The sequence below is a fragment of the Streptomyces sp. NBC_00252 genome (assembly GCF_036187565.1).
Taxonomy (GTDB): Bacteria; Actinomycetota; Actinomycetes; order Streptomycetales; family Streptomycetaceae; genus Streptomyces.
The window spans coordinates 8,022,462-8,042,378 of the sequence record NZ_CP108087.1 but is presented as its reverse complement, the minus strand read 5'-3'; the positions used below and the strand labels follow the sequence as shown (position 1 = coordinate 8,042,378).

19 protein-coding genes and 2 pseudogenes are annotated in these 19,917 nt (G+C 70.8%); 6 read left to right on the top strand and 15 right to left on the bottom strand.

Annotated features, from left to right (window positions below; all coding sequences use genetic code 11):
* Positions 1-55 precede the first annotated feature (55 nt).
* Together OHT77_RS35760 and OHT77_RS35755 are read left to right on the top strand one after the other, a co-directional pair.
* A complete protein-coding gene (locus OHT77_RS35760) occupies positions 56-247 on the top strand; it encodes a hypothetical protein (RefSeq protein WP_328832512.1) in 192 nt (63 codons plus the stop codon).
* A gap of 66 nt (positions 248-313) precedes the next feature.
* Entirely contained in the window at positions 314-757 is a 444-nt protein-coding gene (locus OHT77_RS35755) for a DUF6314 family protein (protein ID WP_328832511.1), read from the top strand.
* A gap of 27 nt (positions 758-784) precedes the next feature.
* On the opposite strand, the gene OHT77_RS35750 is transcribed toward OHT77_RS35755, so the two are convergent.
* From OHT77_RS35750 to OHT77_RS35740, 3 genes are all read right to left on the bottom strand, one after another.
* Positions 785-1,378: a histidine phosphatase family protein gene (locus tag OHT77_RS35750; RefSeq protein ID WP_266767045.1), complete on the bottom strand. Its 594-nt coding sequence runs from the start codon at positions 1,376-1,378 to the stop codon at positions 785-787.
* A gap of 103 nt (positions 1,379-1,481) precedes the next feature.
* The gene (locus tag OHT77_RS35745) at positions 1,482-1,919 is read right to left on the bottom strand and encodes a GNAT family N-acetyltransferase (RefSeq protein ID WP_266767046.1); all 438 of its coding nucleotides are present in this window, start codon (positions 1,917-1,919) and stop codon (positions 1,482-1,484) included.
* A gap of 81 nt (positions 1,920-2,000) precedes the next feature.
* Positions 2,001-3,464, bottom strand: coding sequence for an aminotransferase-like domain-containing protein (locus OHT77_RS35740; protein ID WP_328832510.1), 1,464 nt, complete (start codon positions 3,462-3,464; stop codon positions 2,001-2,003).
* On the opposite strand from OHT77_RS35740, the gene OHT77_RS35735 reads away from it, so the two are divergent.
* Entirely contained in the window at positions 3,463-4,404 is a 942-nt protein-coding gene (locus OHT77_RS35735; protein WP_328832509.1) for a DMT family transporter, read from the top strand. The two genes, OHT77_RS35740 and OHT77_RS35735, sit on opposite strands and share 2 nt — an antisense overlap.
* Positions 4,405-4,447: 43 nt before the next feature.
* Here the strand turns inward: OHT77_RS35735 and OHT77_RS35730 are convergent, their stop codons facing one another.
* The gene (locus OHT77_RS35730) at positions 4,448-5,692 is read right to left on the bottom strand and encodes a glycoside hydrolase family 10 protein (RefSeq protein ID WP_328832508.1); all 1,245 of its coding nucleotides are present in this window, start codon (positions 5,690-5,692) and stop codon (positions 4,448-4,450) included.
* Between the two features lie 171 nt (positions 5,693-5,863).
* Between OHT77_RS35730 and OHT77_RS35725 the strand changes: the two genes are divergently transcribed.
* On the top strand, positions 5,864-6,739 hold the full coding sequence (locus OHT77_RS35725; RefSeq protein ID WP_328832507.1) for a 3-hydroxybutyryl-CoA dehydrogenase: 876 nt from the start codon (positions 5,864-5,866) through the stop codon (positions 6,737-6,739).
* Between the two features lie 220 nt (positions 6,740-6,959).
* Complete coding sequence (locus tag OHT77_RS35720; protein WP_266767051.1) at positions 6,960-7,217, top strand: hypothetical protein; 258 nt, start codon at positions 6,960-6,962, stop codon at positions 7,215-7,217.
* A gap of 83 nt (positions 7,218-7,300) precedes the next feature.
* On the opposite strand, the pseudogene OHT77_RS35715 reads toward OHT77_RS35720, so the two are convergent.
* From OHT77_RS35715 to infC, 10 genes and pseudogenes are all read right to left on the bottom strand, one after another.
* A pseudogene (locus OHT77_RS35715) lies at positions 7,301-7,843 on the bottom strand (NUDIX hydrolase); the annotation flags it as partial.
* A gap of 70 nt (positions 7,844-7,913) precedes the next feature.
* Complete coding sequence (locus tag OHT77_RS35710) at positions 7,914-9,254, bottom strand: transcriptional regulator (protein ID WP_328832506.1); 1,341 nt, start codon at positions 9,252-9,254, stop codon at positions 7,914-7,916.
* A gap of 199 nt (positions 9,255-9,453) precedes the next feature.
* A pseudogene (locus OHT77_RS35705) lies at positions 9,454-10,607 on the bottom strand (PP2C family protein-serine/threonine phosphatase).
* Between the two features lie 269 nt (positions 10,608-10,876).
* Positions 10,877-13,381: a phenylalanine--tRNA ligase subunit beta gene (gene pheT, locus OHT77_RS35700; protein ID WP_328832505.1), complete on the bottom strand. Its 2,505-nt coding sequence runs from the start codon at positions 13,379-13,381 to the stop codon at positions 10,877-10,879.
* A complete protein-coding gene (pheS, locus tag OHT77_RS35695; protein ID WP_266767055.1) occupies positions 13,381-14,508 on the bottom strand; it encodes a phenylalanine--tRNA ligase subunit alpha in 1,128 nt (375 codons plus the stop codon). Before pheS ends, pheT begins: the two co-directional genes overlap by 1 nt.
* 166 nt (positions 14,509-14,674) lie before the next feature.
* On the bottom strand, positions 14,675-15,802 hold the full coding sequence (locus tag OHT77_RS35690) for a sensor histidine kinase (RefSeq protein ID WP_266767056.1): 1,128 nt from the start codon (positions 15,800-15,802) through the stop codon (positions 14,675-14,677).
* Positions 15,803-15,858: 56 nt separating this feature from the next.
* Positions 15,859-16,707: a TrmH family RNA methyltransferase gene (locus tag OHT77_RS35685; RefSeq protein WP_328832504.1), complete on the bottom strand. Its 849-nt coding sequence runs from the start codon at positions 16,705-16,707 to the stop codon at positions 15,859-15,861.
* Positions 16,708-16,883: 176 nt separating this feature from the next.
* Positions 16,884-17,267, bottom strand: coding sequence for a 50S ribosomal protein L20 (gene rplT / locus OHT77_RS35680; protein ID WP_019066261.1), 384 nt, complete (start codon positions 17,265-17,267; stop codon positions 16,884-16,886).
* 102 nt (positions 17,268-17,369) lie between these two features.
* Positions 17,370-17,564, bottom strand: a complete 195-nt coding sequence (gene rpmI / locus OHT77_RS35675; protein ID WP_019065473.1) for a 50S ribosomal protein L35 — start codon at positions 17,562-17,564, stop codon at positions 17,370-17,372.
* 107 nt (positions 17,565-17,671) lie between these two features.
* Entirely contained in the window at positions 17,672-18,367 is a 696-nt protein-coding gene (gene infC / locus OHT77_RS35670; RefSeq protein ID WP_328834440.1) for a translation initiation factor IF-3, read from the bottom strand.
* 364 nt (positions 18,368-18,731) lie between these two features.
* Between infC and OHT77_RS35665 the strand changes: the two genes are divergently transcribed.
* Complete coding sequence (locus OHT77_RS35665; RefSeq protein WP_328832503.1) at positions 18,732-19,103, top strand: DUF1844 domain-containing protein; 372 nt, start codon at positions 18,732-18,734, stop codon at positions 19,101-19,103.
* A 35-nt stretch (positions 19,104-19,138) separates the two neighbouring features.
* Here the strand turns inward: OHT77_RS35665 and OHT77_RS35660 are convergent, their stop codons facing one another.
* Positions 19,139-19,873 (bottom strand): SseB family protein, encoded by a 735-nt coding sequence (locus OHT77_RS35660; RefSeq protein WP_328832502.1) that lies wholly within the window; start codon positions 19,871-19,873, stop codon positions 19,139-19,141.
* Positions 19,874-19,917: the final 44 nt, after the last annotated feature.

Below are 19,917 nucleotides of genomic sequence, written 5' to 3'. Positions count from 1 at the left end.
AGGGCCGTGAGCACGTCAATGGGACCCGTCTGGACGGGGACGTAAGGTCGAGGGCATGCATGCGCTGCTGCCCTACCTGGTCATGCTCGGCTTCCTGGCCGCGGTCCTCGGGTTCTTCACCTGGCTGGCCCGGCGGATCCGCCGCCGCGGCACCGCCGGGGGCGCCATGAGCGGTGCCCTCGCCTCGTACGAGGAGGCCTTCCGCGCCACGAGCCACGCCTCGCACTACGAGAGCCGCCCAGAGTGAACGCAAGGCGCCCGCCGACTCGCCCGACGGCTGGCGACGGCGGCGGCGGCGCGGGAAGGGATGACGATGGGCGAGTTCTGGCCGGTACCGGACGTGCTGGCGTATCTGTCCGGGAGCTGGCGGGTGCGGCGGTCGGTGCGGGACCTGGCGAGCGGCGACGAGGGCGACTTCTCCGGTACGACCGTCTTCAGCGCGCTGCCGGAAGGCGGCCTGCTGCACTCGGAGTCCGGCACCTTCACCTGGCGGGGCGTCCCCCGCCCCGCCGAGCGGACGCTACGGTTCCTTTCGGGCGGCGAGCCCGGTCGGGCCGACGTGCGCTTCGGCGACGGGCGCCCCTTCCACGACCTGGACCTGGCTTCGGGGCACCACGTCACCGACCACCCCTGCTCGGCGGACCTCTACCGCGGCGAGTTCGCCGTACTGGACGCCGACCACTGGCGGACGGTGTGGCGGGTGGGCGGACCGGCGAAGGACCTGGTGCTCACCACGGAGTACACGCGCGGGAGTTGAGCGGAACAGGCGTCGATCCGGTCTCCCCTACACCCGTCTCGGCTGCACTGCCGCCCCGTCGAAGCGCAGGTTCCAGCGGCCCGCGTGGCCGGTGACCGTGGTGGTCGACAGAGGGCGTACGTCGAGGTTCCAGTACGTCGACGGGGGCGCCTTCAGGGCGTAGACCAACGCGGCCCGTATGACGGAGGGTTCGGCCACGGCGACGATACGGCCGCCGTCGTCGTCGGGACGCGTGTCCAGCCAGCTGCCGACCCGGGAGATGAAGGACAGCAGCGACTCGCCGCCGTGCGGGGTGGAGCGCGGGTCGGCCAGCCACGCGTCGACCAGGGCCGGTTCCCGGGCCATCGCCTCGCCCAGGGTCAGCCCGCGCCAGCGGCCCATGTCACAGTCCCGCAGGGCGAGTTGCACCAGTGGGGTGTAACCGAGCCCGTCCCCGGTGGTCCGGCTGCGCGGGGTCGGCGAGCAGTAGCGAAGCTCCGCCGCCGCCAGCGGCAGCAGGACCGGCGCCGCGCGCTGTACCTCGTCCCATCCCGCCTGGTCCAGCGGGCGATCGTCCTCGAAGCGCTCCGCGAGCAACGGGGAGCTGCGCGCGGCCGCCACGAACGTGACCCGAAGTAGCATGCCGCGATCGTGATCCGCCGAAGTACGCAGGTCAAGAGGGGCCGGACGAGAGTTACCCACGGTGGGCGAAACTTCACGTCGAGGTCGGGACCAGGCGGACAACTCACTCGAAATACAGGGCCATCCACTGGTCGGGGCGCGCCAATGGCTTGAATCCGAGCTTCTCGTACACCCCGTGGGCGTCGTGCGTGGCGAGCAGGATCCGGCGCACCCCGAGCGGCCGCAGCTCCTCGCGTACGGCGCCGACGAACGCCGTGCCGATGCCCTTGCCGCGCACCGACGGGTCGACGTACACATCGCACAGCCACGCGAACAGCGCTTCGTCGGTGACCACGCGCGCGTACGCCACCTGCTCGCCCGAAGTGGCGTCGTACACCCCGTAGTTGCGGGAGGACGCGACCGCGCGCTCGTGCTGCTCGCGGGGCCGGTCCTTCGCCCAGTAGGCGTCGGTGGACAGCCAGTGGTAGGTGCGGTCGATGTCGACGCGGGCGGAGTCGGCGGAGAACTCGTAGCCCTCGGGGAGGCTCGGGATGTCGTTCATGGCGGGAGAATCCCAGGCCAGGCGCGGGGGTGTCGAGCGGTTTTGCCCGGGCCCGGGTGAGGGCCCGCGCGGGCCTCCGGGTCACACCAGCTCGGCCCAGGCCGCCCGGAGCCGCCGTACACCCTCCACGATCTCGCCCGTCCCGGCGACCGCCGCGAAGCTCAACCGGATGTGGGCGGCCGGGGGTTCGGCGCTGAAGTAGGGGCGGCCGGGGGTGATGGCGACGCCCGCGCGGAGGGCCGCGGCCGTCAGCGACTGCTCTCCCCCAGGGCCGAAAGCCTGGGCGGTGCCCCCGGTGCCGTCGGGGAGGCGGAGCCAGAGGTGGTAGCCGCCGGAGGGGATGTGCGGGAGGGCGAAGGCGGGGAGTTCGAGGCGCAGGGCGGTCGTCATCGTGTCCCGGCGGGTCTTCAACTCCGTTGAGATCGCCCGGAGATGGCGGGGCCAGGCCGGTGAGCCGACGAGTTCGAGGGCCGCTTCCTGGAGCGGGCGGGGGACGAAGAAGGTGTCGACGACCTGGATGGCGCGCAGCCGTTCCAGCACCGGGCCGTGCGCGGCGAGGGCGCTGACCCGGAAGCTGGGCGAGGTCGCCTTGGTCAGCGAGCCGACGTGGACGACGACGCCGTCGGGGTCGTCGGCGGCGAGCGGACGCGGCAGCGGGCCCGCGTCCTCGTGCACCAGCCGTCGTACGAAGTCGTCCTCGACAACGAACGCGCCCGCGTCCCGGGCGATGCGCAGGACCTCCGGGCGGCGGTCGGGGGCGAGGACCGCGCCGGTCGGGTTCTGGAACAGGGGCTGGCAGACGAGGACGCGGGCGCCGGTCGCACGGAACGCGTCGGCCAGCAAGGGCGGTTTCACGCCGTCCGCGTCCACCGGGACCGGCACCGGACGCAGGCCCGCCGCCCTGGCGATCGCCAGCATGCCCGGGTAGGTGGGGGATTCGACGAGGACCGGTGCGCCGGGGGGCGCGAGGGCGCGCAGTGCGGTGGTGAGCGCGGTCTGACCGCCCGCGCTGATCAGCACGTCGGCGGCCGTCATCGCGCCGCCGATACCCCGCGCGAACCACTCGCGCAGTTCCGGCAGCCCCTCGATCGGCGGCCGTCCCCAGGCGCCGGGGCGGCGGCCGGCCCGGGACAGGGCCGCGGCCATCGCGCGCTCGGGCTGCAGGGAGGGGTGCAGATAGCCGCCGTTGAACTCGATCACGCCCGGCGGCGGGGCGGCCAGTGTGGTGAGGACGCCGGACGCGTCCACCGTGCGCGGGACGAGATCGGCGGCTCCGTCCGCGCTGAGGGCGACCTCCTGCCAGGAGGTGTCCCCCGCCGCGGCGGTCGCGGCCCTGGGCGCGGCCCGGAACGCTCCGGCGCCGGGCCGGGTGACCACCAGCCCCTCGGCGGCCAGCTGCGCGAGGGCCCGCGAGACGGTCACGGGGCTCACCCGGAACCGCTCGACGAGCGCCCGACTCGACGGCAGCTTTCCACCGGGAGAGTAGCGGTTGAGTTCCTGCCGCAGGCGATCCGCCAGTTCACCGACGCTGCTACGCTCTTGCATGAGAGCACACGATAGCGCTACTGCCCCGAGCCCGATAGCGGTCAGCACCTCCCCGACGGCGACAGCGACGGTCCGCACGGCAACGGTCCGCGCGGGCACGCTCCAGGCCGCGCTCGGCGTGATCGCCTTCTCGCTCACCTTCCCCGCCACCGCCTGGGGGCTCGAGGGCTTCGGCGCCTGGTCACTGGTGGCCGTGCGCAGCGTCCTCGCCGCGGTCATCGCGGGCGGCTGCCTGCTGGCGCTGCACGTCCCCGTGCCCGGCCGCCGGCACTGGGCGGGACTCGCCGTCGTGGCCGCCGGAGTGGTGGTCGGCTTCCCGCTGCTCACCACGCTCGCGCTGGAGACCTCAACCACCGCCCACGCGGCGGTCGTTGTCGGTCTGCTGCCGCTGACGACCGCCGCCCTGTCCGCGCTGCGCACCGGCGTCCGCCCCTCGCGCACCTTCTGGACGGCCGCGCTCGCGGGCGCCGGCGCGGTCATCGCCTTCACGGTTCAGCAGAGCGGCGGCGCCGTGACCACTGCCGACCTGTATCTCCTCGCCGCGCTCCTGGTCTGCGCGGCCGGCTACACCGAGGGCGGCCGGCTGGCCCGGATCATGCCCGGCTGGCAGGTCATCGCCTGGGCACTGGTCCTGTGCCTGCCGCTGACCGTGCCCGCCGCCGCGCTCGCCCTGTCCTACGACACCCCGCACCTCACCGCGCACAGCGTGGCCGGACTGCTGTGGGTCGCCGCCGGTTCACAGTTCCTCGGACTGGTGGTCTGGTACCGGGGCATGGCCGCCATCGGCGTCCCGAAGGCGAGCCAGCTCCAGCTGGCCCAGCCGCTGCTCACCCTGGTGTGGTCGGTGCTGCTGCTCGGCGAACACCTGCCCCTGGCCGCCCCGTTGACCGCGGCGGCGGTGCTGGTGTGCATCGCCGTCACACAACGGGCGCGGAGCTGAACGGAGTTGAGGGGCTCTCACATCCCGTTTCCTGCGCGAGCGTTCAGCGTGGAGCCTTCGCCGGCGCCTGGTAGTGATCGGCGACCACACGCGCCATCGCCCCGAACGAATCCACGGCCACATCCCGCGCCGCGAAGAACACATGCCCGCCGACCTCGGGGTACTTCGCGGCGAGGGTGAGGTGCCGGGACAGTTCGGCCGGGTCCTGCCAGGCGGCGGGCTGCGCCGGGTCGCCCGCCTTGTACAGCGCCTCACCCGCGTACAACCGGGTCTTCGTGCCCCGCGCGACCTCCGCCCACCAGGGCACCAGCTTCGCGTAGTCGGCGGCGGCGAAGCCGATGTTCCAGTAGAGCTGCGGGACGATGTAGTCGATCCAGTTCTCGCGCACCCACTTACGGGTGTCCGCGCAGAGGTCGTCGTACGTCTGCACCCCCGCCCGGGTGTCGGAGCCGCGCGGGTCGGTCGCGCTGTTGCGCCACACGCCGAAGGGGCTGATCCCGAAGCGCGTGCCCGGGCGGACCCGCTCGATCCGGGCGGCGGTCTCGCGGATCAGCTTGTCGATGTTGTCGCGCCGCCAGGCGGCCCGGTCGCCGAAGCCGCCGCCGTACGCGTCGTAGGCCGCGTCGTCGTCGAAGGTCTGCCCGGCCACCGGGTACGGGTAGAAGTAGTCGTCGAAGTGGACGCCGTCCACGGGGTACTTCTTCACCGCGTCGAGGATCGCGTCCTCGACGAAGGCGCGGACCTGCGGCAGTCCGGGGTTGTAGTAGAGCTTCCCGCCGTACGCGACCACCCAGTCGGGGTGCTTGCGCGCGGGGTGCGAGGCGACGAGTTTCGTCAGGTCGGTGTTGTTGGCGACGCGGTACGGGTTGAACCAGGCGTGCAGTTGCAGCCCCCGCACATGCGCTTCCTCCACGGCCGTCTTCAGCGGGTCCCAGCCGGGTGACTTGCCCTGGGTGCCGGTGAGGTACTGGGACCAGGGCTCGTACGGTGAGGGCCACAACGCGTCGGCGGTGGGCCGTACTTGGAACATCACCGTGTTGAGGCGGTCGCGGACCGCCGTGTCGAGGTGGGCGATCAGTTCGGCACGCTGCTGTGCCGGGGTCAGGCCCGGGCGGGAGGGCCAGTCGCGGTTGGCGACCGTCGCCAGCCACACGCCCCGCATCTCGGTGAGCGCCCGCGGACGGCCCGCCGGCGCCGGTCCGCGCCCGGTGTCCGCCGCCGCGCTGCCGGTCGTGGCAAGCGTCGACAGCGCGGCCATCGCGAACGCCCGACGTGACAATCGCCCCATCTGCACACCCCCATACGCTGTGGATCCGTGCCGTCACGGATCGTCTCCGCGCCCCAGAATGCCCGACCCCGGCGATCGATCATCGATACTTGCGGGTAACGTGCACGATCGGAGCAGGCGTCGAACAACGGGGTCCTGCGACACAGTGACAGAGGCAGCGAAGGGGACGATGTGACGGGCATCCCAGCGGGAGACATTGCGCGCGTCGGAGTGGTCGGCTGCGGCCAGATGGGCGCCGGTATCGCCGAGGTGTGCGCCCGCTCCGGCCTGGACGTGAAGGTCGCCGAGACCACCGGCGAGGCGCTGGAGATCGGCCGGACCCGGCTGTTCAACTCGCTGACCAAAGCGGCCGAGCGCGGCAAGATCTCCGCCGAGGAGCTCGCGGAGACCCAGGCGCGGCTCAGCTTCACCACCGACCTCGGCGAGTTCGCCGACCGCGACCTCGTGATCGAGGCCGTCGTCGAGAACGAGCAGGTCAAGACCGAGATCTTCCAGGTGCTCGACCAGGTCGTGACCCGGCCCGACGCGATCCTGGCGTCCAACACCTCCTCGATCCCGCTGGTGAAACTCGCGGTCGCCACCTCGCGCCCCGACCAGGTCATCGGCATCCACTTCTTCAACCCGGCCCCGGTGCAGAAGCTCGTCGAGCTGATCCCCGCGCTGACCACCTCGGAGGGCACGCTCAGCCGCGCCCAGCTGTTCGCCGAGAAGGTGCTCGGCAAGCACGCGATCCGCGCCCAGGACCGCTCCGGCTTCGTGGTCAACGCGCTGCTGATCCCCTATCTCCTCTCCGCGATCCGGATGTTCGAGTCGGGCATCGCCAGCCGCGAGGACATCGACAACGGCATGGAGCTGGGCTGCGCCCACCCGATGGGCCCGCTCAAGCTGACCGACCTCGTCGGCCTGGACACGGTCGCCGCGATCGCGTTCTCGATGTACGACGAGTACAAGGAGCCGCTCTACGCCGCTCCCCCGCTGCTCCAGCGCATGGTGGACGCGGGACGCCTCGGCCGTAAGTCCGGCTCGGGGTTCTACTCCTACAGCTGAGCGGATTCCGCGCTTTCGCACTTTCGCGCGACAACTCACCGTAATACGTTGGCGGTTGCGGGCCCGGCACTCTTCGGAGCGCCGGGCCCGCGGCATTCACACACCGTGTGCGCGCCGGGCCCGCATATGCCTCTCGCACACTCTCCCCCGGTGTCCACCAGGCGAGTTGACTCTTCATGCGCATGCAAGGGATGTTCCGACTACGGAAAGGAGCGGACCCGTGACCGCCGACCCCGAGCATCCCGTGGTCCATGGAGAACTCGCAGAGTTACGCCGCCGCCTCGATGTCGCGTACGCGCGGGTCGAGGGAGGGCTCGCCCTGCTCAGTCATCGCACCGAGGAGACGGACAAGGAACTGGACGATCTGAGCGCGCGAATCGTTGCGCTTGAGCACACCAGGTGGCCGCTGCCGGCTATTGCCGCGCTGACCGCCGTGGGTGCACTTGTCGTGACTGTCTGGCAGGTGCTGGGACGTTAGCGTTCGAAGGCCGGTGGATTGGCCGCGGCCACGTCGTGGCCGGTCGCGCCGTTCCCCGCGCCCCTTCGGGGCGCTGCCGAACTCGGCGCTGTGTCCTGCCCCAGCCTGAGGTGGTGCAACAGCAGTAACGCGGCCGCCATGTTGGCGGCCGGGACCTCCCCGCGGGCGACCATGTCGGGTACGAGTTTGAGCGGTACCCACTCCCGGCGGTCCGATTCGAAGTCGTCCACGGGGTGTCCGGTGTACTCACCCTCGTCGGCCCAGTAGATGTGGTGCCGGGCGTCCGTGAGCCCGTTGGACGGTTCCACGCTCATCAGGTGGTGCAGGGGCCCCGGCCGCCAGCCGGTCTCTTCCTCCAGTTCCCTGGCGGCGGCGCGCGCGATGTCCTCGCCGTCCTCGACGACGCCGGCCGCGAGCTCCCACCCCCAGCTGTCGGTGATGAAGCGGTGCCGCCACAGCAGGAGCACCTCGTTCGCCTCGTTGACCACCGTCGCCACGGCGACCGGCCGCAGCCGTATCAGGAAGTGGTCGAGGTGTTGGCCGTCGGGCAGTTCGACATCGGCGAGATTGACGCTGAACCAGCGATTTGAGTACACAGTTTGTTCGTTCTGTTTCGTCCACTGCACGGTTCTGCCACCTTCCGTCGAGTAAGTGGCAATATCGCAGCAGGAACGGTGTTGTGGACGACAGCGCTGTCTACAGCGGTACGCGCAGCGCCCCGTCGATGAGTTCGGCCGCGTCGGACGTACCCGCGCAGTCGCTGCGCACCAGGTACTCGCGGACCGCGCGGAGTCTGTCCCGCAGCCGCTGGGACTCCATCCCCCTCGCCTGTTCGGCCATCTGCACGGCCGTGGCCACGGCTTTGTCCGCGTTTCCCTGACGCAGTTCGATCTGGCTGAGCATGGCCAGCCGGTGCACCCGGCCCCGGTCGTGCGCCGGAGTGTCGACGGCCGCCGTGGCGTGCTCCCCCGCCGCCGTCAGATCGCCGAGGCTGAGCAGCGCCTCCGCCACCTGGACGTTGACGAGGCCCGGCTGGACATAGCCGGTCTCGTCGGGTTCGTACCCGCGCCGGATGCGTTCGGCGGCCTGCTCGGCACGCCGGATGCAGGACAGGGCGCTCGTGCCGTCGCCGAGGTGTGCGTACGCCTTCGCCTGCATCGCGTACAGGTCGGAGGCGAGTGCCGGGGTGATCTGCCGGCCGGCCGCCCGCAGCGCGGCCTCCGCGAAGGCGACGGCCTGGCGGAACTCCCGCATGAACAGCGACTGGTTGACCAGCAGCGCGATGACGTACGCGCCAAGTCCCCTGTCGTTGCTGGCCTTTGCCAGCCGCAGCGCCTGGTGGAAGTAGCGCTGGGCGAGTCCGTGCGCGTCGGAGTCGTAGGCGCAGATGCCCGCGATGGCGACCAACCCGCCGGTGGCGCGGTGCAGTTGGCGGCCGGTGGCGTCGGTGTAGCTGCCGCGCAGCAGGGGCGCGGTCTCGGAGTTGAGGAAGCCGACGATGCGGGTGCGGGTCGCCACGCCGCCGGCCTTGCGGTACATCTGCTCGTAGTGGGCGCGGGCCGCGCGCAGCATCTCGATGTCGGCCATGCTCACCCGGTGCCGGCCGCCGCGTGAGACGTCCACGTCGTCCGGCGGGTTCTCCCACTCCCACACGGGCATCACCGCGGGCGTGCCGGTGACCGCGGGGGCGCCGAGGATGTGCGGGCGCTGCTGTTCGTCGGAGCGCCACAGGGCGGTGGCCCGCTCGACGAAGCCGGACAGGGAGGTGCCGTGCGGGGTGGACGGTTCGCCGGGGACGCCCAGGCCGATGTCGTCGAGGGTGACGGGTCTGTGCAGGCGGGTCGCGAGCACCTCGCAGATCAGGTCGGGGACCTGGCCCCGTGGCCGCTGGCCCTTCAACCACCGTGCCACGGCGGTGTGTTCGTACCGGAGGGCGAGACCTCGGGCCCGTCCTGCCTGGTTCACGTGGGCGGCGAGTCCCGCGTGCGAGATTCCCGCCTCGTCCAGGATCGCGTCGAGGAGTGTGTTGGGCTGCATGGGAGGCCCCCCGGGTGACTCGGTGCGGACAGAGTAGTGCGGTTCGGTTCACACCGGGTGTGAACGGAGTACGTGAATCCGGGGTGTGCGCGCGCTGTTGCGGAGAGTTCCGAACCGGTTGACTGGATTGCCTCGCAAGAGGCCGGCCGGGCCGCCGGCTCCCCCTCGTAAGTGCGGCGGCCTGGCTTTGCGGTGGCCACTAAACGCCGTTGTGCTGTGGGTAGTTCGTCGAGTGCGGGTGCGTTGTGGCCGGTCGCGCCCCCGCGGCGGAGCCGCTGATGTCACAGCCTCGCGCCCCTGGGTGGGGCAGCGCCGGCTTTCTGTCGTTGCTCAGGACGAGTATCGCCACGTCATCGGTCGGGGTGCCGCCCGCGTGGCGCAGCAACGCCGTGAAGACCCAACCCAGAACCGACTGAGGTACGGGGAGAGGGTGTTGGGCCACCGCGGCGGTCAACGCATCCCTCAGTGGGAAGAAACGGCCCCGCGCATCACGGGCGTCCTCCACTCCGTCCGTGTAGAGGAACAGGGCCTCGCCCGGAAGGAGTCGGCCGCAGCGGACGAGCGGCAGCTCCGTCGGCAGCGGGAACGGGCCGAGGGGCGGAAGGGGTTCGGCCCGCGCAAGTGGTTCGACCCGCTCCCCGCTCAACAGGTACGGCCACGGATGGCCGCAGTTCAGCCCCCGTACCTCCCCGTCCCTGCCGATCTCCAGGAGCAGGACGGTGACGAACTCCTCGGCGACCGGGCTCTCGGGGTCGAGGGCGCCGGACGCGGGGTGTTCCGCGCGGGCGCGTTCGCGGAGGTGGCGGGCGAGAGCGCGGTCCAACCGCCGTAGTACGCCCGGGAGTTCGGGTTCGTCGTGGGCGGCCTCGCGGAAACTGCCGAGGACGGCGGCGACCGTGCCGATCGCGGCGATGCCGTGGCCGCGCACGTCACCCATGACGACCCGTACCCCGTGCTCGGTGGCGATGACTTCATACAGATCGCCGCCGACCACCGCACCGCGCTCCGCGGACAGTTGGGCGGCGGCGATGTTCAGGCCGTCGAGGCGAGGCGGCAGCGGGCGCAGCAGGGCGTTCTGGGCGGCGCCGGCGATCTGCCGGATTGGCGGAGTTCCCGCAGCAGGGAGCGGCGGACCTGGACGACGAGACCGGTGCCGACCGCGAAGAACACGGCGCTGGTGACGATGCGGGCGCCCAGGCCGTTCTGCTGGGCGAGCGGGCAGGTGAGTTTGTACGTGATGGCTATGGCGCCCCAGACCGTGGGCAGCCCCAGGGCGAGCGCCCGGCGCAGCGGACGCCGGAAACGCGTCCGCGGGCGCGCCCTGCGGGGTACCCCAGCCTTGATGCGGATCATGCCTGTGGCCCCCCAAATAGGCCCCGACAGCGCAATCGGACCGACCCCGAAAGGCCGGTCCGATTCTGTCGACCACATGCCCCGATCGGGCCAGATCACCCAGACTTCTCACCCGAACGAGTGAGACACCCCAAGATGCACGCATTTATGCAGGTGAGCCTCGAAACACAGGCTCACACGCATGCCTCAAGGGGCGCGGGGAACTGCGCGCCCAGCCACGACGAACGCGCACCCGGCAAAACACAGCAGCTCCCCACCCCTGAGCCGTCTCAGCCGCGAAGCACCGCCCCAACCCGCTCCCCGGCCAACGCAACCGCCGCATCCCGAGCAGCAGACGCCTCATCCACGGTCAACGTCCGATCACCCGCCCGGAACCGCAACGCGTACGCCAGCGACTTCTTCCCCTCACCCAGCTGCGCGGCGTTCTCGTAGACGTCGAACAGCCGGATGGACTCCAGCAGTTCACCCGCCCCCTCACGCAGCACCGCCTCGACGTCCGCGTGCGGCACAGCCACATCGACGACCAGCGCGACATCCTGCGTGGCCACGGGGAACGTGGAGATCTTCGGCCCCTTGGGAACCCCCGAGGACGCCGACTCAAGGACATCCAGGTCCAGTTCCATCGCACTGGTACGCGCGGGCAGCCCCAGCGCCTTCAGCACACCCGGGTGCAACTCCCCCGCGTACCCGATGACTTGCTCGGCCCCGTCGACGGAGACGACGAGCTCCGCACAACGCCCCGGGTGCCAGGGCCCGTACTGCCCGCCCCGCACGACGAGTTCGGTCCCGGACTCCCGCGCGAGCACACGAGCCGCCTCGACCGCGTCGGCCCAGTCCGCCGGACGCCCCTTGCCCCACCAGCCGGCCTGCTCACGCGCGCCCGCGAGGACGACGGCGGCGTGCCGGGGCTGGACGGGAAGCGCCTCGGTGAGGGACGCGATCTCCTCGTCGGTGGGACGCCGGTCGACCGGCAGCCGTACCGCGATCTTCAGCTCTTCGCGCGGGTGGAAGACCAATCCCGTCTCGAACAGCGCCAGATCGTGCGAACCCCGGCCGTCGTTCCGGCGCAGCGCGCCGAGCAGGCCCGGCAGCAGCGTCGTACGGAGCGCGGGCTCCTCGTCCGAGAGCGGGTTGACCAGCCTGACGACCCTGCGGTTCGGGTCGTCGGCGGCCAGGCCGAACTGGTCGAAGACGTGCTCGCCGACGAAGGGGTAGTTCGGCGCCTCGACATAACCGGCCCCGGCCAGCGCGCGGCCGACCCGGCGGTGCAGCCGCTGGCGGTCGGTGAGGCCCCGGCCCGCGGGGGGCTTGGGGAGCGTGGAGGGCAGGTTCTCGTAGCCCTCCAGGCGGATGACCTCTTCGGCCAGGTCGTTCGGGTCCGTGAGGTCGGGGCGCCAGGACGGGACGGTGACGATCAGCTCGTCCTGCCCGTACACGTCGCAGCCGACCTCCTGGAGACGCCGTACGACGGTCTCGCGGCCGTAGGCGACACCCGCGACCTTGTCCGGGTGGTCCGCCGGGATGGTGATGCTGTGCGGGGCCGAGGGCGCGACGACCTCGGTGACGCCCGCGTCCGCGGTGCCGCCGGCGAGGAGGACCAGCAGGTCCACCGTGCGCTGGGCGGCGGCGGAGGCGGCCTGCGGGTCGACGCCGCGCTCGAAGCGCTTGGACGCCTCGGAGGCCAGCTTGTGGCGGCGGGCCGTACGCGAGATGGAGAGCGCGTCGAAGTGCGCGGCCTCCACGACGACCTCGGTGGTGGTGTCCTCGGTGTCGTCGATCTCGGTGTTGGCGCCGCCCATGACACCCGCGAGGCCGATGGGGCCGCGGTCGTCGGTGATCACCAGGTCCTCGGCGTCCAGCGTGCGCGTGACGCCGTCGAGGGTGGTGAGCTTCTCGCCCTGGGTGGCCCTGCGCACGCCGATCGGACCCTGGACGCGGGAGCGGTCATAGGCGTGCAGGGGCTGGCCGATCTCGAGCATCACGTAGTTGGTGATGTCGACGGCGAGCGAGATCGGGCGCATGCCCGCCTTCTGGAGGCGGCGCGTGAGCCAGAGCGGGGAGCGGGCCTCGGGGTCGAGGCCCGTCACCGTGCGGGCGGTGAAGCGGTCGCAGCCCATCGGGTCGGAGACCTGGACCGGGTAGCCGAAGGCGTTCGGCTGCGGGACGTCCAGGAGGGCCGGGTCGCGCAGCGGGAGGCCGTAGGCGGTGGCGGTCTCGCGGGCGACGCCGCGGATCGACAGGGCGTAGCCGCGGTCGGGCGTGACGGCGATGTCGAGGACCTCGTCGACGAGCTGGAGCAGCTCGATCGCGTCGGTGCCGACCTCGTGCTCGGGCGGCAGCACGATGATGCCGTGCGAGCCGTCGTCGCCCATGCCCAGCTCGTCGCCGGAGCAGATCATGCCGTGCGAGGTCTTGCCGTACGTCTTGCGGGCGGCGATCGCGAAGTCGCCCGGCAGGACCGCGCCGGGGAGGACCACGACGACCTTGTCGCCGACGGCGAAGTTGCGGGCGCCGCAGACGATCTCCTGGGGCTCACCGGTGCCGTTGGCCTGGCCGACGTCGACCGTGCAGAAGCGGATGGGCTTCTTGAAGCCCTCCAGCTCCTCGATGGTGAGGACCTTGCCGACGACGAGGGGGCCCTTGAGGCCTTCGCCCAGCTGCTCGACGGTCTCCACCTCGAGGCCGACGGAAATGAGCTTGGCCTGGACGTCGCGGCCGGTCTCCGTCGCCGGCAGGTCGACGTACTCCCGCAGCCAAGAAAGCGGGACGCGCATCAGATCTCCATCCCGAACGGCCGGGTGAACCGGACGTCACCCTCGACCATGTCTCGCATGTCTTCGACGTTGTGGCGGAACATCAGCATCCGCTCGATGCCGAACCCGAAGGCGAATCCGCTGTACTTCTCGGGGTCCACCCCGCAGGCCACGAGGACGCGCGGGTTGACCATGCCGCAGCCGCCCAGCTCGATCCAGCCCTCGGAGGAGCAGGTGCGGCAGGGGCGGTCGGGGTTGCCGACGGACTCGCCCTTGCAGACGTAGCAGAGCATGTCCATCTCGGCGGACGGCTCGGTGAAGGGGAAGTAGTTCGGCCGCAGCCGGGTCTTCATCTCCGAGCCGAAGAGCGACTGGACCATGTGGTCGAGGGTGCCCTTGAGGTCGGCCATGGTGAGGCCCTCGTCGATGGCGAGGAGCTCGATCTGGTGGAAGACCGGGGTGTGCGTGGCGTCCAGTTCGTCCGTGCGGTACACGCGGCCGGGGCACACGATGTAGACCGGCGGCTCGCGGTCCAGCATGGCGCGGGCCTGCACCGGAGAGGTGTGGGTGCGCAGCACGACGCCGGACTCGTCGCCCTCGGTGCCCTCGGGGCCCTGGACGAAGAAGGTGTCCTGCATCTGCCGGGCCGGGTGGTCCGGGGTGAAGTTCAGGGCGTCGAAGTTGAACCACTCCGCCTCGACCTCGGGGCCCTCGGCGATCTCGTACCCCATGGACACGAAGACGTCGGCGACGCGCTCCATGAACGTGGTGAGCGGGTGCCGGGCGCCGGCCGGGACGCGGTCGTACGGCAGGGTGACGTCCACCGCCTCCTCGACCAGGACACGGGCGTCACGCTCGGCCTCCAGCTCGCCGAGGCGAGTGGCGAGGGCCTTGTTGACGGCGCCCCGGGCCTGGCCGACGAGCTTGCCTGCCGCGGCCTTGGCCTGCGGGGGCAGCGCGCCGATCTCGCGGTTGGCGAGGGCCAGCGGGGAGGTGCCGCCGGTGTGCGCGACCTTGGCCTCCTGGAGCGCGTCGAGGTCACCGGCGGCGGCGAAGGCGGCGAGCGCCTCGTCCCGCATGCGCTCGATCTCTTCCGGTTTCAAGGCCTCGACCTCTACAGGGTCGTACGACTTATTCGGTGCCGACATCTCTTCCCGTGCTTCCGGTTGGCTGGCGGATGGTCCCCGTCCCGACTCGGCTCGGGGGACGCGTCGGCGTCCCTGAAACGGGGACGCAAAGGTGCCAAAGGCCGAGTCTAACGGGGGTGAGGCAGGTGACCGCGCCCGTGGGGCCTCGTCGGCGGCTGCGGCAGGGCTACTGCAGATACGCCGGGGTGCCCACGGGCAACGTAAATCGGAACTCGGCGCCGCCGCCGGGGGCGCGGCCGACCGTGATGGTGCCGCCGTGGGCTTCGACGATGCCCTTGACGATGTACAGGCCGAGTCCGGTGCCGCCGCGCTTGCTGCCCCGCCAGAAGCGGGTGAACACGCGGTTCATGGACTCCTCCGGGATGCCTGGGCCCTCGTCGCTCACCGTCACGGATGTGCCGGTCTCCTCGCCCTCGCGCGGGGACGCGGAGGCCGTGACGTCGATGGTGACGGTTCCCTCGCCGTGGCGCACCGCATTTTCCAGCAGGTTGCTCAGCACCTGGTCGACCTTGTCGGGGTCGGCCCACAGGTCGGGCAGCGGCTGCTCGACGCGGAGCAGGAACCGGTCGGCGGTCTGGCCGGCGGCGACGTACGCCTGGATGTGGCGGCCGACGGCGGCGCCGATGTCGACGGGCTGGCGGCGCAGCTCCAGCCGCCCGGAGTCGATGCGGGAGATGTCGAGCAGTTCGGCGATGAGCCGGGTGACGCGGTTGGCGTCGGCGTCGACGGTCTCCAGCATCAGCCGCTTCTGGTCGTCGGTGAAACGCTCCCACTTGGCGAGCAGGGTCGCGGTGAAGCCCTTGACGGAGGTGAGCGGCGAGCGCAGTTCGTGGGCGACGGTCGCGATCAGCTCGGCATGGCTGCGCTCGGTACGGCGGCGGGCCTCCGTGTCCCGGAGGGAGACGACGACCCGGCGAACAGGACCGAGGGGTTCCGCACGGACGTAACGTGCCGTGACGAGAACCTCGTGCCCGCCCGGCAACAGCAGGTTCCGCTCGGGCTGCCGCACCCGGATGGCCAACCCGCCGTAGGGATCGGTCAGTTGCCACCAGCGGCGGCCCTCCAGGTCCTCTAACGGGAGGGCCTTCTCCAGCCGCTGCCCGAGGGCGTCGGCCGCGGCGACGGAGGTGATGCGCTCGGCGGCGGCGTTGAAGCAGACGACATGCCCGTGCTCGTCGGCGATGACCAGGCCGTCGGCCAGTTCGTCGGGGTCGATGCCGAGGTCGTCGTGCCGGCCCTCGGACGGCTGGGGCACGCCCCGAGCTCCCGGCGCGCTGCTCGTGCCGACAGTCATCCCCGTACCCCACCTCTTCTCATACGGCGCAGGTGGCCCCCGAGCTGGTCACCCTACTAGCTGCCGGTGACAGAGCGGCACCCTCCGGAGGCGCGCTGTGCACGCGCCGACGCATAGAGACATACGGCGGCGGCGGTGGCCAGGTTCAGGCTTTCCGCCTTCCCGTGGATCGGAACCCGCACAACGGCGTCCGCGAGCGCCCGGGTCTCCTCCGGAAGCCCCCATGCCTCGTTCCCGAACACCCAGGCGGTGGGCCCGCCCATCGTCCCCTGGTCCAGCTCGTCGTCGAGATCGTCGGTCCCGGCCCCGTCGGCGGCGAGGATCCGCACCCCGATCCCCTTGAGCCCGGCCACGGCCTGCTCGACCGGCACCCCGACGGCGACGGGCAGATGAAAGAGGGAGCCGACGGACGCCCGTACAGCCTTCGGGTTGTAGAGATCGACAGAAGCGTCAGTCAGTACGACGGCCTCGGCCCCGGCCGCATCAGCACACCGCAGAACGGTGCCGGCGTTCCCGGGATCCCGCACATTGGCAAGCACGGCAACGAGCTTGGGCCGCGCCTTGAGAATCTCCTCGAAGGAAGTGTCGAGAAACCGACAGACCCCGACGAGCCCCTGCGGAGTGACGGTCGTAGAGATATCGGCAATGACCTGCTCATCCGCGAGATGCACACGCGCACCGGCATCACGGGCCTCGCCGACGATATCGGCGTACCGCTCAGCGGCTTCAACGGTCGCGAACAACTCAACGAGCGTGTCCTTGTACCCGGCAGCCTCCCGCACGGCCTGCGGCCCCTCGGCAAGGAACAGCCGCTCCTTGCTCCGAAAGTTCCGTCGCTCAAGCCGCCGAGCAGCGGCGACACGAGAGGAACGGGGAGAAATAAGCTCGGGACCGTGAGGGGACATTCTCTACTTCACCTTCAAATCTCAGGGCGCCCGTGCTTCTTTTAGGGGCGCGGGGAACTGCGCGACCAGCCACAGCGGACCCGCACCCGACAACGAACCGGGCCACCCCAGCAACAAAGGACCCGCAGGCAAAAAACCTGCGGGTCCTTCAAGTCACCGCTCAAGCCAGCGCAGCGTCACGCGGCCTTGGGCGCGTTCACATCGCTCGGCAGAGCCTTCTGCGCAACCTCGACCAGCGCGGCGAACGCACCGGCGTCGTTGACAGCCAGCTCGGCGAGGATCTTGCGGTCGACCTCGATGTTCGCCGCGTTCAGACCCTGGATGAAGCGGTTGTACGTGATGCCGTTGGCGCGGGCAGCGGCGTTGATGCGCTGGATCCACAGCCGACGGAAGTCGCCCTTGCGCTTCTTGCGGTCGTTGTAGTTGTAGACCAGCGAGTGGGTGACCTGCTCCTTGGCCTTGCGGTACAGGCGCGAACGCTGACCGCGGTAGCCGGAGGCGGCTTCGAGGATCGCCCGGCGCTTCTTGTGGGCGTTGACTGCCCGCTTGACGCGTGCCACTTGTTTAACTCCTTGTAGCGGGGCCGTGGTTGGACTCACACGGCCCGGAATCGATGGGGTCCCGGTCCAGACGTACGGCGCTCGATCGGAGCGCCGCGTACGTCACTTGCCGAGAAGCTTCTTGATCTTCTTGGCGTCGCCCGGGGCCATCTCGGCGTTGCCGGTGAGGCGACGCGTCACACGGGACGACTTGTGCTCGAGCAGGTGGCGCTTGCCGGCACGCTCGCGGAGCACCTTGCCGGAGCCGGTGATCTTGAAGCGCTTGCTGGCACCGCTGTGCGACTTGTTCTTCGGCATAGCGCCGTATCTCCTCGTCGGTGGCGCTCCGGTGCCCGGTCGTGAAACCGGGCACAGGTGGAGCGTCGCTCTTGTATCGGTTACTTCCCCGGACTGGCGTCCTGGGATCAGGCGTCGGCGCGAGCCTCGGCCGGGGCCTCGGCGGTCTCGGCCTCTTCGACGGTGCCCTCGTCCGCGAGGTTCTCGTCGTCGAACTCGGACTCCGCGGCGTTCTGCGACTTGCCCGGGTTGGCCTTCGCTTCCGCCTTGCGGGCGGCCTGGGCCTCGCGGGCCTCGGCCATCGCCTCGGTCTTCTTCTTGTGCGGGCCGAGCACCATGATCATGTTTCGGCCGTCCTGCTTCGGGTTCGACTCGACGAACCCGAGGTCGGCCACGTCCTCCGCGAGACGCTGCAGCAGTCGGTAGCCGAGTTCCGGCCTGGACTGCTCGCGACCACGGAACATGATCGTGATCTTGACCTTGTCGCCCTGCTTCAGGAACCGGACGACGTGACCCTTCTTGGTGTCATAGTCGTGCGGGTCGATCTTCGGCCGGAGCTTCATTTCCTTGATGACCGTGTGCGCCTGGTTCTTGCGCGCCTCACGGGCCTTCATGGCCGACTCGTACTTGAACTTCCCGTAGTCCATGAGCTTGCAGACCGGCGGACGTGCACTCGCCGCAACCTCGACCAGGTCCAGGTCGTACTCCTGCGCAAGCTCAAGGGCCTTGGCAAGCGGAACAATTCCGACCTGCTCGCCGCTCGGACCGACAAGTCGCACTTCGGGAACGCGAATCCGGTCGTTGATACGGGGCTCGGTGCTGATGGATCCTCCTCGGTTAGCACCAACACGGCCATCTGGCGGACGGCCGCGTTTGTCTTTGGTAGACAGACCTAACCGCGCCGGAACACAAAAAATGCCCCGGACGATCACAAGACGGGGCTCCAAAACACTGCCGGAGCACCGCCGCGATGATCGCGGGGCGCGCTTTCGGGCGACTCCATCGTCCGTACGGAACGATGGTGACCGCCTGACCGGGGTGACCCGCCGTCCGTGAGGACGGTCAGGTGGGAGATCGGAGCCTCCACTTGTTGGCCGGGCACCACAGTGCCTGGCCGGTCATCACACAAGGTTAGCAGCTCCCCGGGGGTGGTGCTAACCGCCGTACACCGGGGCCTATCGTGTGGGCATGAGTGACACGCCTCCCGAGTCCGGCAACGCCGACTCCCCCGACTTCGACGCCATGGCCCGCGACATCGCGGAGGTCCCGGCGGTCGAGGTGATCGTGACGGTCGCCGTCAATCTGATGAGCGCCGCCGCCGTGAAGCTCGGTCTGACCGACGAGGGCGACAAGTACAAGGACCTGGACGAGGCCCGCAAGCTGGTCACCGCCCTGGCCGGGCTGCTCGACGCGAGCGCGACCGAGATCAGCTCGTTCCACGCGGCCCCGCTGCGCGACGGCCTGAAGTCCCTCCAGCTCGCCTTCCGCGAGGCGTCTCTCGTCCGCGACGAGCCGGGCCAGGGCCCGGGCGAGAAGTACACGGGCCCCGTCTACGGCTAGTCGCTCACCCCATACGCTGGTCCACGACCGGCAGCTCACCCCGTACGTACGAACAAGGGCTCGCCCGGAGGCGTCGTCCCGGCCGGCAGTACCGCCAGGTCGAGGCCGTGCACCAGGCGGGCCCTCAGCGTCTCGTCGGCGACCAGGCGGCGGGCGACCGCGTGCAGCCCCGCGTCATGCGGTACGGCGGGCTCGAAGACCAGCGCGAGGGTGCCGTCGGCGCGGCCGGGGCCGAGGTAGGCCCGCTGGACCGCGCCCACCCCGGCGACCACGGAGCGTACGGCCGCCACGACCTCCGGGTCGGTGAGCGGGTCGGCGCTGGTGCGCCCCTCGGCGAGGGCCAGCAGCACGGGCCCCGACAGTTCGAAGGGCACCGGCCCCGCCATGTCCAGCACCACCGTGTCCGCCTTCTCGTGCAGGGCGGCCTGCAACGCCTGGTGCAGCGGTACGGCCACGGGGCGGGCCGCCGGGTCCCAGCGGGTCAGCGAGTCGGTGGACGTGAAGGCGGGCAGCGCGGTGCGGCCCCCGGCCTTGAGCGTGGGCACGGCCATGTCGCTGGTCTTCTCGCGGCGCAGTCCGTTCTCGTCCTCCTCGACCTCGCCGAGCACGGCCACCACGGGCACCAGCAGCCGGGCGCCCTTGAGTGCCTCCAGGACGGGCCCTACGGCGGTGCGGTCCTCGGCCCAGGCGGCGAGAGCAGCGCTCAGTCCGGGGTCGGCCGTGCCGTCGTCGTCGGAGTAGCCGGAGTCGGGAATGTTCTTGTTCGCCACGGTGACCGACCCTATCGGGGGGATGCTGCAGGGCTTGTGCGGGC